Origin of the sequence: Mesorhizobium sp. Z1-4 (assembly GCF_004000235.1) — a bacterium.
GTDB lineage: Bacteria > Pseudomonadota > Alphaproteobacteria > Rhizobiales > Rhizobiaceae > RCIO01.
On the sequence record NZ_RCIO01000003.1, the window covers coordinates 28,988 to 44,288 of the forward strand.

The following is a 15,301-nucleotide window of genomic DNA, read 5'->3' on the forward strand; positions in this document are numbered from 1 at the left end:
AATGAGCGAAACCGAAGCCGACCGCCACAAGGCGAAGATGGCCAAACGCAAGGCCGTGCAGGATGCCGAAGTGGCATCGAAAACGATCGAAAAGGGGCTGCTCGTCGTCAACACCGGCCCCGGAAAGGGCAAGACGACGGCGGCTTTCGGGCTGGCGCTGCGCATGCTCGGCCATGGCAAGCGTGTCGGTGTCGTGCAGTTCATCAAGGGTGGCTGGCACACGGGCGAGAAGGATGCCTTCGCGGCATTCGGCGACAAGATCGTATGGCACACGATGGGGGAAGGCTTCACCTGGGAAACGCAGGACCGGGAGCGCGATGTCGCCGCGGCTGGGCGCGCCTGGGAGAAGGCGAAGGAGCTTATGGCCGACCCGAGTATCAGCCTCGTCGTGCTTGATGAGCTGAACATCGCGCTGCGCTACGAATATCTCGATCTGGACAAGGTGGTGGCGGCTCTGCAAGCGCGGCGGCCGGACCTGCATGTCGTGGTGACTGGGCGCAACGCCAAGCCGGCGCTTATCGAGGCCGCCGATCTGGTGACCGAGATGGGGCAGACCAAGCACCACTTCGCCGCCGGCGTGAAGGCGCAGCAGGGCATAGAGTTCTGAGGTGTCCGCGCGGGCGCTGATGTTTCAGGGCACGGGGTCCGACGTCGGCAAATCGCTGATCGTCGCCGGGCTGGCGCGGGCGCTGGTTGCGCGTGGGCACACGGTGCGGCCCTTCAAACCGCAGAACATGTCGAACAATGCTGCTGTGACCGCCGATGGCGGCGAGATTGGGCGGGCGCAAGCGCTGCAGGCGCGCGCCGCGCGGGTGGATCCGTCGGTTCATATGAACCCGGTGCTGCTGAAACCGCAGAGCGAAACGGGCGCGCAGGTGGTGGTGCAGGGCCGCATGGAGGGCAATGCGCGCGCCGCGGACTACCAGAAGATGAAACCCGGCCTGATGCCGCGCGTGCTTGAAAGCTTCGGCCGCATGAAGGGCGAAGCCGATTTCGTGCTGGTGGAAGGTGCGGGCAGCGCGGCGGAGGTCAATCTTCGCAAGGGCGACATCGCCAATATGGGCTTTGCGCGCGCAGCTGACGTGCCCGTCATCCTGATCGGAGATATCGACCGGGGCGGGGTGATCGCCAGCCTCGTCGGGACGAAAGCCGTGGTGGACCCCGAAGATGCCGCGCTGATCGCCGGCTTCATCGTCAACCGGTTTCGCGGCGATCCCGCGCTTTTTGCAGATGGCATGAAGCACGTGGCGGAGCTGACGGGCTGGGTGCCGATCGGGCTCGTGCCGCATCTGCCGGACGCCGCACGGCTGCCTGCCGAGGATGCGCTGGCGCTGAATGCCGCGCGGGAACGCAAGGCGGGGGCGCGAATAAGGATCGCCGTGCCGGTGCTGCCGCATATTGCAAATTTCGACGATCTCGACCCGCTGGAGGCGGAGCCCGAGGTGGAGCTGGTTCGCGTGAAGCCGGGTACTGCGTTGCCGGGCGATGCGGACCTCATCCTGCTTCCGGGCTCAAAAGCCACAATTGCCGACCTGTCGGCGCTACGGGCCGCCGGGTTCGACATCGACATTGCCGCGCATGTGCGGCGCGGCGGACGTGTGCTCGGACTTTGCGGCGGCTACCAGATGCTCGGCCGAACCATCAGCGACCCTGACGGGATCGAAGGTCCGCCGGCCGAGGTTGAAGGGCTCGGGCTGCTCGACATCGAAACGCGGCTCACCGGCGACAAGAAGCTTGTCGCCGTGCAGGGCCAGACTTCAGACGGGGTCGGCTTCTCCGGTTACGAAATGCACATTGGCGAGACGAGCGGGCCGGACACCGCGCGGGCGTTCGCTACCATCGACGGCCAGCCCGAAGGCGCGATTTCGGCTGACGGGCTGGTGGCCGGCACCTATACGCACGGGCTTTTCGCCGATGACAGCCAGCGCGCGGCCTGGATTACCCGGCTCGGCGGTGCGGTGTCGGGATTGAACTATGAGGCAGGCGTTGAAACAGCGCTAGATGCGCTGGCCGCCCATCTGGAGGCGCATCTCGACATCGATGCGTTGATCAGAATTGCCAGGTGAGCAGCGCCAGCGCGCCGAAGAGCGCGATCAGCAAAAGGTCCGCCGTGCGGTAGAGCTGCAGCGCGCGGCCGATGTCGGAGGCGTCCGGGTCGAGCCTGCCGCCAACGCCCATAACCGCGTCGTCAACGATCTTGCCGCCATAGGCACGTGGCCCCGCCAGCGCCAGACCGAGCGCGCCGGCGACAGCCGCCTCCGGCCAGCCCGCATTGGGCGAACGGTGGAGGTGCGCATCCCGGAGCACCGCGCGCCAGGCGGCTCTGGCGCTCGTTCCCCTGTTGAGCGCGGCGGCGGCTACGATCAGCAGTGCGGTGAGGCGCGAGGCAGGCAGGTTGATCAGATCGTCGAAGCGGGCGGCGGCATAGCCGAATTCGCGGTGACGGTCGGTCCTGTGGCCGATCATGCTGTCGGCCGTGTTGACGGCCTTGTAGGCCGCGCCGCCCGGCAGGCCGAGGAGCCCGAGCCAGAAGGCCGGCGCGACCACGCCGTCAGAGAAGTTTTCGGCGAGGCTTTCGATTGCGGCGCGGGCAACGCCTGCTTCGTCGAGTGCGGCCGGGTCGCGACCGACAATGCGGGCAACGGCATCGCGGCCGGCTTCCAGGCCGTTTTCGTCGAGCGCTACCGCGACCGCCATGACGTGATCTTCAAGGCTCTTTTGCGCGAGCAGCGAAGAGGCGAAGAACGCGGTTACGACGAGTGCGAGAAGCGTGGGCCCCACGAGCCACATCAGCATCGCGGCCGCGAATGCCGGCACAAGGCAGATGACAACCAGCGCCACAAAGCCGAGCAGGCGGCGGCGCGCCGGCGAATAGCTATCGCGGTTGAAGTTGCGATCGAGCAGGGATATCAGCGCGCCAATCCAGATCACCGGATGACCTATCAGGCGGACCAGCCGGTCCGGGTAGCCGAGCGCGCGCTCGATGATCAGCGCCAGGAAGGCAAGCGGGAAAGCCATCATGCCGTCCGTTGAAAGGGAAATCGCGGAAGCAGCGGTACATGGCGGCAATATCGCTGCCGCACGCAAACGCTTTCCCGATGCTCCCGAACCATGGATCGACCTTTCGACAGGGATCAGCCCGTTTCCCTATCCGCATTCGCCGATTGCCGCCACCGCCTTCGAGCGGCTGCCGGAGCCGGAGGACGAGGCCACGCTGCGGCTGGCGGCGGCCCGCGCCTATGGCGCTGGCTCGGCCGACAACCTCGTTGCGGCGCCCGGAACGCAGATCCTGCTGCCGCATCTGTTTCGGTTGCGGCCGCCGGGCAAGGCAGCGGTGCTCGGGCTAACCTATGCCGAGCACGCCCGCTGCGCGGCGATGTGCGGCCATGAATGCGTGGAAGTCGACGACTCGGCGGCGCTGGCCGCCGCCGACATCGCCGTAGTTGTGAACCCCAACAATCCCGACGGGCGCGTTCTTGGGCGTGCGGAACTTCTCGCGATTGCCGGCGAGCTGAAGGCGCGGGGAGGGCTTTTGATCGTCGACGAGGCGTTCATGGAGGTTGGACCCGAGGCAACGAGCCTCGGCTGCACCGTCGATGAATTACCGGTTGTCGTGCTCCGGTCGTTCGGCAAGTTCCACGGGCTGGCGGGCGTGCGGCTTGGTTTCGCCATCGCCGGCGTGCAAGCGGCAGGAAAGCTGCGGCGGGAGCTCGGGCCGTGGGCGGTTTCGGGACCGGCTATTGCGGTTGGCATGCAGGCGCTTACGGACGATGACTGGCGAAACGCGCAGCGCGTGCGGCTTGCCGAAGACATGGTGCGGCTGCGCGAGATGCTTTGCGGGACCGGTGCTCAGCTCGTCGGCGGCACCAGCCTGTTTCAGCTCATCTCGCATCCGCAGGCACCCGTGCTGTTCGAAACACTGGGAAGGCACGGCATTCTGGTGCGGCCATTTGACCGGGATCAACAATTGTTGCGTTTCGGTCTGCCAGATAACGAGGTTAGCTGGTCTCGCCTCGAAGAGGCGTTGTCGGTGTTTCGCGGCTCCCCGGAAAGGTAACGCCATGCTCTATGTCTGTTCGCTGCCGCGCATGCCGTCTGTGGTCAGCAATGTACGGGCGCAGCGCCTCATATCGCTGCTGAGCGCAGGCACGCCGGTCGAGCGTCCCGAGGCCATTCACGAAGACAATCATCTGCTGCTTTCCATGCACGACATCGTGCAGGTGGAGCCGGACATGGTGCCGCCCGGCCAGAAGCATGTCGAAGAGCTGCTTCTGTTTGCCATGGGATGGGACCGCATCAAGCCTATGGTGGTTCATTGTTTTGCTGGCGTCAGCCGCTCGACCGCGGCGGCTTACATCATCGGTTGCCAGCTAGCGCCGCACCGTGACGAGGCCGAGCTTGCCCAAGAGCTGCGGCTTGCGTCGCCGTCCGCGACGCCAAATGCGCGCCTGGTCGCCATCGCCGACAAGCTGCTTGGCCGCGATGGCCGGATGGTGAATGCCATTGCGGCCATCGGGCGCGGGGCAGACGCGTTCGAGGGCGAGCCTTTCGAATTCCGGTTCGATTGACACAAGCCTGTGCCGGCGCAATTACATTGCCGGGCGCACGGGCGATGTTGCCCGCGGGCGGTCTAACTGGCGGCGGACATGACAGAATTCGTTACCGGAAGCGCATTTGCGCAAATAGCTGCGCTGCTGGCCATCGCCTCGGTCATTGGCCTTGTTGGCGTGCTGCTGCGCCAGCCGCTGATCGTGAGCTTCATTGTGGTCGGGCTGGTCGCCGGGCCCTCGGTGCTCGACCTCGTGCATGCCGAACATGAAATCGAGCTGCTGTCGGAGCTCGGCATCGCGGTTCTGCTCTTTCTGGTCGGGCTCAAGCTCGATGTCGGCCTGATCAGGTCGCTGGGCACCGTTTCGCTGATTTCCGGCGCGGTGCAAGTGACGGCGACGACCGCAATCGGCTATCTGATTGCACTGGCGGCGGGTCTGGGCAGCCTCGAAAGCCTTTATGTCGGCATCGGGCTGGCGTTTTCGAGCACCATCATCGTGGTCAAGATGCTGTCCGACAAGCGCGAGATCGATGCGCTGCACGGGCAGTTGGCGCTCGGCTTCCTAATCGTGCAGGACCTCGTGGTCGTACTGGCGATGATCACGCTGTCGGCGCTCGGCGTGGGTACCGGCGACGAAGGCAGTGCCGGCGATGCCGTGTGGGTGCTGCTTGCCGGTTTTGCTCTGCTGGCGTTTGTTATTGTCTTTGTGCGCTTCATTGCCGAGCCGCTAACCGACTACATGGCGCGAGTACCGGAGCTGCTGATCTGCTTTGCGATCGCGCTTGCTGCAATTTTCGCCGCGGTTTCGGACATTGCCGGCCTTGGCAAGGAGATCGGCGGTCTGATGGCGGGTGTGGCACTCGCCTCGACACGCTACCGAGAGGCCATTGGCTCAAGGCTTGCGCCACTGCGCGATTTCCTGCTGCTGTTTTTCTTCGTTTCGCTTGGCGCGGAGATCGATCTTCGCGGGCTGGGGGCAAGTCTTGTCCCGGCGCTGGTGCTGTCGTTGTTCGTGTTGATCGGCAAACCGCTAATCGTCATGTCGGTGGCGCGTTTCATGAATTTCCGCAAGCGCACGGGCTTTCAGGCCGGCGTTGCGCTGGCGCAGATCAGCGAGTTTTCGCTGATCCTGGCGGGGCTGGGGCTGTCGCTCGGTCACCTCTCCAAGGACACACTCGGGCTGATCACGCTTGTCGGGCTGATCACTATCGCGGTGTCCAGCTACATGATCTCGTTCTGCAGCTCGCTGTACAAATGGCTCGAACCCTTGCTTGGCGTTTTCGAGCGCGCCAACCCGAGCAGGGAGATCGCGGCGGAAGGCAAAAAAGCCGGTGAGGCGCATGAGATCGTTCTGCTGGGTCTTGGACGATACGGAACGGCGATCGGGCTCCGATTGAAACAGCGGGGGCTGAAGGTGCTTGGCGTCGATTTCAACCCCGCCGCTGTGCGCCGCGGCCGTTCGCACGGCCTGGATGTCGAGTATGGCGACGCAAGCGACCCGGAATTCGTACGCCACCTTCCGCTCGACGGCGCGAAATGGGTTGTTTCGACCGTACCGGTGCACGAATCCGGTGTCGTGCATGGCGATACGCGAGTGGCGATCGTGCAGGCGCTGAAGGATGCCGGATTTTCGGGGCGCATCGCGATTTCCTCGCACCGCGATGCCGAGGTGGCCGACTTGCTTGCGGCGGGGGCGGATCTGGTGCTTGAGCCGTTCCAGGATGCCGCCGACCAGGCGGCGGATCTTTTGACAGGACATGCCGAGCAGACGCGGTTCGACATCGAGCCGGTCGCCGGCGAAATTCAGGACGGCTAGCCGGGCGCCGGCCGAGAGGAGACAAGGCATGGGCAACGCGGCAAAACTGCGTGGCGTTATCGCTGCGATCGCGACGCCGCTCGATGATAGCGGTAAGCCCGACGCGGCCCGGTTTCTCACGCTTGCACGTCACCTGCTCGACAATGGCTGCGACGGGCTCAACGTGCTTGGCACTACGGGCGAGGCGACCTCGTTTACGGTCGACGAACGGCTTTCCCTGATGCGGGCCGTCGCTGGCTCGGACCTCGATCTGAGCCGCATGATGGTCGGCACGGGCGCATCGGCAACCGGGGATGCAGTGGCGCTGACGGCAGCGGCGGCCGGGCTTGGCTTCGCCGGCGCTCTCGTTCTGCCGCCTTTCTACTATAAGGGCGTACCGGACGCAGGCATCGTCGACTATTTCCGTGCAATCGCGGCGGCAAGCGGAAGCCTGCCGCTTTACCTCTACAATTTTCCCGCCCTGAGTGGAGTGACCTATACGCCTGAGCTTGTGCGCGCGCTGATGGAGGCACTGCCGGGCCGGATTGCCGGACTGAAGGATTCTTCCGGCGATCTTGCCTATGCGCGCGAAATCGCGGCGATCGGCGACGAGCTCGCGGTCTTCCCTTCCAACGAGGCGGTGCTGATCGAAGCGCGGCAAGGTGCCTTTGCCGGCTGCATCTCCGCGACCGCCAATCTCAACGCCGGGTTTTGTGCTCGTGCCTTCCACGAAGGCGACGAGACGGCGCTGGCGAAAGCGGTGCGCATTCGCGCGCTGTTCGACGGCAAGGCGCTCGTCCCCGGGGTCAAGGCAGCGCTTTCCGCGCTTCACCATGATACCAGCCTGAGCCGGGTAAAACCGCCGCTTGTAGCGGCAACAGAGGCCGAAAAAGCCGCCTATGCGCGCGGAATCGCGGCCGAAGGCGAACCGAATTGAACGTTTCGGTCCTTGCTCTTGCCCGCCCGGAAGTGGCAAACAACGCGACCTGACCCATATTTTTCGGCATATTTGCCGATCGGGCGCCACTGCGCCCCAACATTTTTGTACAGGATCACGAGAGATGCCCGCTTATCGCTCACGCACCACCACTCACGGCCGCAACATGGCCGGCGCCCGCGGCCTTTGGCGCGCCACCGGCATGAAGGACAGCGATTTCGGCAAGCCGATCATTGCCGTGGTCAACTCCTTCACCCAGTTCGTGCCCGGCCATGTGCACCTGAAAGACCTCGGCCAGCTTGTGGCGCGCGAGATTGAAAACGCCGGCGGTGTGGCGAAGGAATTCAACACGATTGCGGTGGATGACGGCATCGCGATGGGCCATGACGGCATGCTCTATTCGCTGCCTTCGCGCGAACTGATCGCCGACGCGGTCGAATACATGGTCAATGCCCACTGCGCCGATGCCATGGTCTGCATCTCGAATTGCGACAAGATCACACCCGGCATGCTGATGGCCGCAATGCGGCTGAACATTCCCGCGGTTTTCGTATCCGGCGGGCCGATGGAGGCTGGCAAGGTGGTCTGGGACGGCGAGGAGCGCGCCCTGGACCTCGTGGATGCCATGGTTGCGGCCGCGGATGACAGCGTCAGCGACAAACAGGTCGCCGTCATCGAACGTTCGGCATGCCCGACCTGCGGATCGTGCTCGGGCATGTTTACCGCCAATTCCATGAACTGCCTGACCGAGGCGCTGGGACTTTCGCTGCCGGGCAACGGCTCGACGCTCGCAACGCATGCCGACCGCAGGCGCCTGTTCGTCGAGGCGGGTCATCTGGTCGTCGATCTGTGCCAGCGTTATTACGAGCAGGAGGACGAAAGCGTGCTGCCGCGCAATGTGGCGAGCAAGGCGGCGTTTGAAAACGCAATGTCGCTCGACATCGCGATGGGCGGCTCGACCAACACCGTGCTGCACATCCTGGCCGCCGCCAAGGAAGGCGAGATCGATTTCGACCAGGACGATATCGATGTTCTGTCGCGCCGGGTGCCGGTGCTGTGTAAGGTGGCGCCCGCAAAGTCGGACGTGCATATGGAAGACGTGCACCGCGCCGGCGGCATCATGGCGATCCTCGGCCAGCTCGACGAAGCCGGGCTTATCAGGCGCGATGCACCGACCGTGCACTCTGCAACACTGGGCGACGCGATCGATCGCTGGGATATCTCCCGATCGAACCAGGAAAGCGTACGCAACTTCTTCATGGCCGCGCCCGGCGGCGTACCGACGCAAGTCGCCTTCAGCCAGGACAAGCGCTGGAGTGAACTCGATCTCGACCGCGAAAAGGGTGTCATCCGCAGCGCCGAGCATCCATTCTCAAAGGATGGCGGGCTCGCGGTGCTGAAGGGCAATATCGCCGCAGACGGCTGCGTGGTGAAAACCGCAGGCGTGGACGATTCGATCCTCAAATTCTCCGGCAAGGCCAAGGTCTATGAAAGCCAGGATGCCGCCGTGAAGGCCATTTTGAGCAACGAAGTCGTGGCCGGCGATGTGGTGGTTATCCGCTATGAGGGCCCGAAAGGCGGGCCAGGCATGCAGGAGATGCTCTACCCGACCAGCTACCTGAAATCGAAAGGGCTGGGCAAAGCCTGTGCGCTGATCACCGACGGCCGTTTCTCCGGTGCGACGTCCGGCCTCTCGGTCGGCCATGTTTCGCCCGAAGCCGCCAGCGGCGGCGCGATCGGCCTGGTGCGGGACGGCGATGTGATCGAGTTCGACATCCCCAACCGCACGGTCAACCTTGCTGTGTCGGACGACGAGCTCGCCAGCCGCCGCGCCGAGCAGGACAAGAAGGGCTGGAAGCCTGAAGCACCGCGCAAGCGCAACGTGACCACGGCGCTCAAGGCCTACGCCGCGTTTGCGACCAGCGCTGCGAAAGGCGCGGTGCGCGATCTCGGCGATCTGGGCTGAGTTGTTTTTTCTCTCCCCGTTACGGGGAGGGAACCACCGTCACCGGCCCCTGATGCGCGGATCGAGCGCGTCGCGCAGGCCGTCGCCGACATAGTTCACCGACAACACCGTCAGCGAAATCGCCAGGCCCGGCCACAAAACGCGCTCGGGATATTGCTGCAGGTAATCGACCGCGTCGAACAGCAGCCGGCCCCAGGTCGGGAAGTCAGGCGGGAAGCCGAGGCCGAGGAACGACAGCGCGGATTCGGTGATGATCGCGTTGGCGATGCCAAGCGTTGCCGACACCATGATCGGCGACAGCACGTTGGGCAGAATGTGGCGGAAGATGATGCGGCGCGGCGGCGTGCCGATCGAGCGGCCGGCAAGCACGAACTCGCGCTCTTTCAGCGCCAGCACGTCGCCGCGCACGATGCGCGCGGTCTGCATCCATGAGGTGACGCCGATCGCCACCACGATCAGGATGAAGATGCCTGTCTCCGGTCCGAAGCGGGAAGACAGCGCTTCGCGGAAAAGCATCACCATGACCAGCAGCAGCGGCAGAAGCGGCAGGGCCAGGAAGAGGTCGGTCACGCGCATAAGCGCACCGTCTAGGCGGCGGAAGAAGCCTGCCAGAACACCGATTGCCGTACCCAGCACCAGCGACAGCAGCATCGCCGTGATGCCGACGGCCACCGAGACCTTGCCGCCCGCCATCATGCGGGCAAGCATGTCGCGGCCGAGCTGGTCAGTACCCAGCGGGTGGGCAAAACTCGGACCCTGGTTGCGGGCCCGAATATCGATGAACTGCGCGTCATAGGGCCAGATCAGCGGCCCGATCACCACCGCCAGCACGATGAACATGAAGATGCCGGCGCCGACCAGCGCGCCGCGGTGGGTCTTGAACTGATCCCACACGTCGCGCCATTGCGAGCGAACCGGACGCGGCATGGCCGAAGGGGAGGCGGGCGGGCCCGCGGTCACATCAGTCATAACGAATCCTCGGATCGAGTATGCCGTAGAGGACGTCGGCGATGAGGTTGAAGGCCACGATCAGCACCGCGAAGATGAAGGTCAGCGTCTGCACCATCGGAATATCGTAGGCATAGATGGCGGTGATCAGCAGCTGTCCGATGCCGTTCACCTTGAATATCTGCTCGGTGATGATCGCCCCGCCGAAAATCCCGGGTACGCCGAGCGCGATGACCGTGATGACCGGTATCAGCGAATTGCGCAGCACGTGTGTGAGCAGGACGACCCTTTCGGTCATGCCCTTGCCGCGCGCGGTGCGCACATAGTCCTGATTGAGATTGTCGAGCATGGACGCGCGCATGAAGCGCGATATCTGCGCCGTCGTCTGCAGCGCCAGCACCATGACGGGCATGATCATCTGCCGGAGCTGGAACATGAAGCTGTCCCAGTCGGTTACCCGGTGTGTGGTGTCGTAGATCGAGGGGAACCAGCCGAGCTGGACGGAGAATATGACGATGACCAGCACGCCGGTGAAGAAGGGCGGTACGGAATAGCCGACCATGGTGACGAAGGTGCCGGTCTGGTCGAACCATGAATATTGCCGATAGGCAGAGATGATGCCGATCGGAATGGCGATCAGGATGCCGACAACATAGGACATACCGACAACCCACAGCGTTTGCGGCAGGCGCTGCACGATGATGTCGAAAACCGGCGAGCGCGTTTGCCAGGAGATCACGCGCTGGCTGTCGCCGGCGATATCCCAGCCTGTCGCATCCGAGAAGATGTGCAGCGGTTCGTTGATCAGGAACTGCTTCAGCCAGAGCAGGTAGCGGACGTGCATGGGTTCGCCCAAACCCAGCGCCAGCCGAATTTTCTCCCTGACCTCCGGCGGTACCGTGAGCGGCATCTGTGCCGTCGGGTCGCCGGGCGCCAGGTCGAGAAGCAAAAAGATCGCAAGGCTGATGAACAGCAGTGTCGGCACCGCGATCAGGAGCCTGCGGATAATATAATTCAGCAAGGTGTGGTCGCCTTGTCTTGCCGGAAACAACACGCCCCGGCGGTTGCCGGGGCGTGTTGCCGATCAAGTTTTACTTGACGCGGTGCCAGTCAGCCACGTTCCAGAGCTCGCTGTCCCAGGTGTTGAGGACAACACCGCCCAGCGAGTTGGAGTGAGCCGAGACACGACCACGGTCGACCAGCGGCACGACGACGTAGCTGTCTTTGGTCAGCATCTCGTTGAGCTTGCGGCCGATCTCGCCGCGCTTCTCGAGTTCGGCGGTCTTGCCGAGCTCGGCCACGAGCGCATCATATTCCGCGTCGCAGTAGCGGTTGATGTTTTCACCCTGCCACTGGGTCTCCGGACGCGGCGCCTTTTCGCAGGTGTGCTGCGCCAGATAGGCTTCCGGATCGGTGCCGTCGAAGTTGTTGGCGTACATTTCAACGTCCGCGTAGAACTTCTGGAAGGTGTCCGGAGAACCCGGGTCGCCACCGAAATAGACCGAAGCGTCGATGTTCTTCAGTTCGGTTTCGACACCGATATCCGCCCACCACTGCTTGATCAGCGCCTGGAAGTCCTGACGCACGGCGTTGGTGGAGGTCTGGTAGGTGAGCGACAGCTTCATGCCGTCCTTGTCGCGGACGCCATCGCCATTGGAGTCGGTCCAGCCGGCTTCCTCAAGCAACGCCTTGGCGCCTTCGATGTCCTGCGTCATGCAGTCGGTGTTGTCGGAAGCGTAGAGTTCCGGAGCAGGCACCAGGTTACAGGTCGGACGGCCAGCCTGGCCGTAACCGATCTCAACGAGCAGATCGCGGTCGATCGCCATGGAAAGTGCCTTGCGCACTTTCATGTCCGAAAGGATCGGGTGCGGATGCTTGGCGGTTGCACGCTCGCCTTCTGGAAGGTCGGGCGAGGGGTTGGTCATGTTCATTTCGATGCGCTCGACGAGCGAACCGAAGGCGGCAATCGGCTTGCCTTTGCCGGCGGCTGCCATGTTGGCGAGCACATCGGGAGCAAGCTGCAGGTTCCAGGCGTAGTCGAACTCGCCGGTTTCGAGCACTGCGCGGCCGGCAGCCGCTGCATCGCCGCCGCCCTTGAAGGTCAGCGTGGCGAATGCCGGCTTGTCGGGATCGCGATAGTTCGTATTGGCTTCCATCGTGATCACGTCGTTGGGACGGAACTCGACGACCTTGAACGGCCCGGTGCCGATCGGGTTGAAGTTGGCTTCCGTGCACTCAGGTGCCTTGGCGCCCAAGCAGTCCTGGAACTGCGCCTTCTGGATGATCGGCGACTGACCGCCCATGAATGCCTGATAGGGGTAGGGCTTCGGCTCGCCGAAGGTGACCTTGATCGTCAGGTCGTCCAGGGCCTCGACATTGGTCACGCCTTCGAACTTGGCAGCCTGTGCGCAGCCGCCTTCGGGATGCATGCAGTATTCGGCAGTGAAGACGACGTCGGCCGAGGTGAGCGGCGTGCCGTCCGACCAGACGAGGCCTTCCTTGAGCTTCCAGGTGATGGTGGTCAGGTCATCGGAAACACCGCCATTGGCGACGGTCGGAATTTCGGCGGCCAGATAAGGCACAAGGTTGCCATCCTGGTCGAAGCGGCCAAGCGGCTCGATAACGAGCGATGCGGACTCAATGTCCTTGGTGCCGCTCGACAGATACGGATTGAGGATCGACGGCGCCTGCCAGTAGATGATCTTGACTTCGCCGTCGGAGCCTCGCTCCGCATACGCTGCGCTCGTTACGGCGGCTGCCGCCACCGTACCGATCAACAGTGATTTGAAGGTTTTCATTTCATACTCCCATTTATTGTTACCCGTAGGGGAATACAGTCCGCTGCATTTCGGTGCATTGTGTCTTCCGTTCGCTGCGGCCTGCTGTCATTTCCGCACAAGTCTTTGTCGTTGGCAATCACTCCCGGTTTTTCTCTTGGCGTTATTCGGCAACATGACACGCGACCTTGCGGCCGCCATCGAGCTCGCGCCACTCCGGTTCGACAGTTCGGCACTTGTCGATAACGTCCGGGCAGCGCGTGCAGAATCTGCACCCCTTGGGCGGATTGACGGCGTTGGGTATTTCGCCGGTCAGAAGTATGCGCCTGCGAGTCGCCTCGACCTTGGGATCGGGCACCGGCACGGCGGATAACAGCGCTTTGGTGTAGGGATGCTTGGGTTTGTTGAAGAGCTGGTCGACGGTCCCGAGCTCCACCATCTTGCCGAGGTACATCACCGCCACGCGGTCGGCGATATGGCGGACCATCGACAGGTCGTGGCTGATGAAGAGGTAGGTGAGACCGAGTTTCTTCTGCAGGTCTTCCAGCAGATTCACCACCTGCGCCTGGATCGACACGTCGAGCGCGGCAATTGGCTCGTCGCAGACGATGAAGCTCGGATCCAGCGCAAGGGCCCGCGCAATGCCGATGCGCTGGCGCTGGCCGCCCGAGAATTCGTGCGGGTAGCGGTTGATGTAATCGGGGTTGAGACCGACCGCGTCCAGCAGCTCGCGCACGCGGTCGCGGCGCGCCTTGCCTTTCAATACGCCGTGTTCGATCAGCGGCTCGGCGATGATCGCTCCAACCGTCAGTCGCGGATTGAGCGACGCCTGAGGATCCTGGAAAATCATCTGCATGCTGGGGCGGACGGCGCGCAACTCGCCGGCATCCAGCTTGGCGATGTCTCTATCGTCGAAAAGAATTCGGCCGGCGGTGAGTTCGTAAAGGCGAAGCAAGGCCCGGCCCGTCGTGGACTTGCCGCAGCCGCTTTCGCCGACAAGGCCAAGCGTTTCACCGCGGCGGATGTCGAAGGTCAGGCCGTCGACTGCCTTTACCGCGCCGACCTGGCGGCGAAGCAGGCCTCTGAAGACCGGGAAATGGACCGTCAGGTCTTCGATGTCGACAAGCTTTTCCGGCTTGAGCGAACCTTTCCCGAGTGAGGGGTCGGCGTTCATTCCGCTGCCTCCGCCGTTGCCGATTCCAGCCAGCACGCGACATCATGCACGCCGCCGACGCGGACGAGCGGCGGGTTCGCGGCCGTGCATTTGTCGAATTTGTGCCGGCAGCGCGGCGCGAAGGGGCAGGAGGTCGGGTGCGCCATCAACAGCGGCGGCTGGCCGCTGATGGAGCGAAGCCGTTCGTCGGCCTGGTGGCGGCCGGGCAGCGATTCCAGCAGCGCTTCCGTGTAGGGGTGGCGTGGCCGGTCGAACAGTTCCGCGATCGGCGCCTGTTCGACGATCTGGCCGCCATACATGACCATGATGCGGTCGGCGATTCCGGCGGCGACGCCGAGATCATGCGTGACCCATATAATGGCCATGCCGAGCTTCTGGCGCAGTTCGCGCACGAGCTCGAGTATCTGCGCCTGGACCGTCACGTCGAGCGCGGTCGTCGGTTCGTCGGCAATCAGAACCTTGGGATCGCAGGCCAGCGCCATCGCGATCATGACGCGCTGGCGCATGCCGCCCGAAAACTGGTGCGGGTAGTCGTCCAGCCGGTCGCTGGCGGAGGGAATGCCAACGAGTTCAAGCAACTCGGCCGCGCGTTTGCGGGCCTGCGCCTTCGACAGGCCCATATGTTTGCGCAGCGGCTCCATGATCTGAAATCCGACCGTGAAGACCGGGTTCAGAGACGTCATCGGATCCTGGAAGATGAAGCCGATACGCGCGCCGCGGACATCGCGGATTTCGTTCGGCGAGAGCCGGACGAGGTCGCGGTCCTGGAACATGGCCGTTCCTGCAGTCACTTCCGCCGGCGGCATGGGAAGGAGCTGCAGCAGCGACATCATCGTGACGCTTTTGCCCGAGCCGCTTTCGCCGACAACGGCCAGCAGCTCGCCTTCCTCGACATGGAAGCTAACGCCGTTTACCGCGTGGACCGCACCATCTTGCGTGTGAAAGATGGTCTTCAGGTCACGCACTTCGAGTACCTGACTTATGGGCCTACCCCATTGACTGTTCCGGTGTTGGCCACCGGGTATTATTCCCCGCCGCCCGTTTTTTGTGGATCGGTCACGGCGCGCGCATCTGATCATCAGCCAGACCAGAATTCAAGCAGCTTATGTGCGCTTCAACATCACGCTGCGGAAATGCACGATTTCTTCGAGCAAT

At 63.6% G+C, this 15,301-nt stretch carries 13 protein-coding genes; 7 read left to right on the forward strand and 6 right to left on the reverse strand.

Annotated features, from left to right (window positions below; genetic code table 11):
* The first annotated feature begins 1 nt into the window (after position 1).
* Positions 2-607, forward strand: coding sequence for a cob(I)yrinic acid a,c-diamide adenosyltransferase (cobO, locus tag EP165_RS11600; RefSeq protein ID WP_127522702.1), 606 nt, complete (start codon positions 2-4; stop codon positions 605-607).
* A gap of 1 nt (position 608) precedes the next feature.
* Entirely contained in the window at positions 609-2,066 is a 1,458-nt protein-coding gene (locus EP165_RS11605; RefSeq protein ID WP_127522703.1) for a cobyric acid synthase, read from the forward strand.
* Here EP165_RS11605 and cbiB read toward each other — a convergent pair.
* Positions 2,050-3,018: an adenosylcobinamide-phosphate synthase CbiB gene (gene cbiB / locus EP165_RS11610; RefSeq protein WP_127522705.1), complete on the reverse strand. Its 969-nt coding sequence runs from the start codon at positions 3,016-3,018 to the stop codon at positions 2,050-2,052. The genes EP165_RS11605 and cbiB overlap by 17 nt on opposite strands.
* Position 3,019: 1 nt before the next feature.
* On the opposite strand from cbiB, the gene cobD reads away from it, so the two are divergent.
* The 5 genes from cobD to ilvD all read left to right on the forward strand — a co-directional run bounded on the left by cobD (position 3,020) and on the right by ilvD (position 9,247).
* Positions 3,020-4,057 (forward strand): threonine-phosphate decarboxylase CobD, encoded by a 1,038-nt coding sequence (gene cobD / locus EP165_RS11615; RefSeq protein ID WP_127522707.1) that lies wholly within the window; start codon positions 3,020-3,022, stop codon positions 4,055-4,057.
* A gap of 4 nt (positions 4,058-4,061) precedes the next feature.
* Entirely contained in the window at positions 4,062-4,568 is a 507-nt protein-coding gene (locus EP165_RS11620) for a tyrosine phosphatase family protein (RefSeq protein WP_127522709.1), read from the forward strand.
* A 78-nt stretch (positions 4,569-4,646) separates the two neighbouring features.
* Entirely contained in the window at positions 4,647-6,365 is a 1,719-nt protein-coding gene (locus EP165_RS11625; RefSeq protein ID WP_127522711.1) for a cation:proton antiporter, read from the forward strand.
* Between the two features lie 28 nt (positions 6,366-6,393).
* Positions 6,394-7,281: a dihydrodipicolinate synthase family protein gene (locus EP165_RS11630; protein ID WP_127522714.1), complete on the forward strand. Its 888-nt coding sequence runs from the start codon at positions 6,394-6,396 to the stop codon at positions 7,279-7,281.
* 124 nt (positions 7,282-7,405) lie between these two features.
* Complete coding sequence (gene ilvD, locus EP165_RS11635) at positions 7,406-9,247, forward strand: dihydroxy-acid dehydratase (RefSeq protein WP_127522716.1); 1,842 nt, start codon at positions 7,406-7,408, stop codon at positions 9,245-9,247.
* 39 nt (positions 9,248-9,286) lie between these two features.
* Here the strand turns inward: ilvD and EP165_RS11640 are convergent, their stop codons facing one another.
* From EP165_RS11640 to EP165_RS11660, 5 genes are all read right to left on the reverse strand, one after another.
* Positions 9,287-10,216 carry an ABC transporter permease gene (locus EP165_RS11640; protein WP_127522718.1) on the reverse strand — a complete coding sequence of 310 codons (930 nt, stop codon included), beginning with the start codon at positions 10,214-10,216 and terminating at the stop codon, positions 9,287-9,289.
* Complete coding sequence (locus EP165_RS11645; protein ID WP_127522720.1) at positions 10,209-11,216, reverse strand: ABC transporter permease; 1,008 nt, start codon at positions 11,214-11,216, stop codon at positions 10,209-10,211. Before EP165_RS11645 ends, EP165_RS11640 begins: the two co-directional genes overlap by 8 nt.
* Before the next feature lie 70 nt (positions 11,217-11,286).
* On the reverse strand, positions 11,287-12,993 hold the full coding sequence (locus tag EP165_RS11650; RefSeq protein ID WP_127522722.1) for a peptide ABC transporter substrate-binding protein: 1,707 nt from the start codon (positions 12,991-12,993) through the stop codon (positions 11,287-11,289).
* A gap of 142 nt (positions 12,994-13,135) precedes the next feature.
* Entirely contained in the window at positions 13,136-14,146 is a 1,011-nt protein-coding gene (locus tag EP165_RS11655; RefSeq protein ID WP_127522724.1) for an ABC transporter ATP-binding protein, read from the reverse strand.
* Positions 14,143-15,111: an ABC transporter ATP-binding protein gene (locus tag EP165_RS11660; protein ID WP_245440115.1), complete on the reverse strand. Its 969-nt coding sequence runs from the start codon at positions 15,109-15,111 to the stop codon at positions 14,143-14,145. Before EP165_RS11660 ends, EP165_RS11655 begins: the two co-directional genes overlap by 4 nt.
* Positions 15,112-15,301 lie beyond the last annotated feature (190 nt).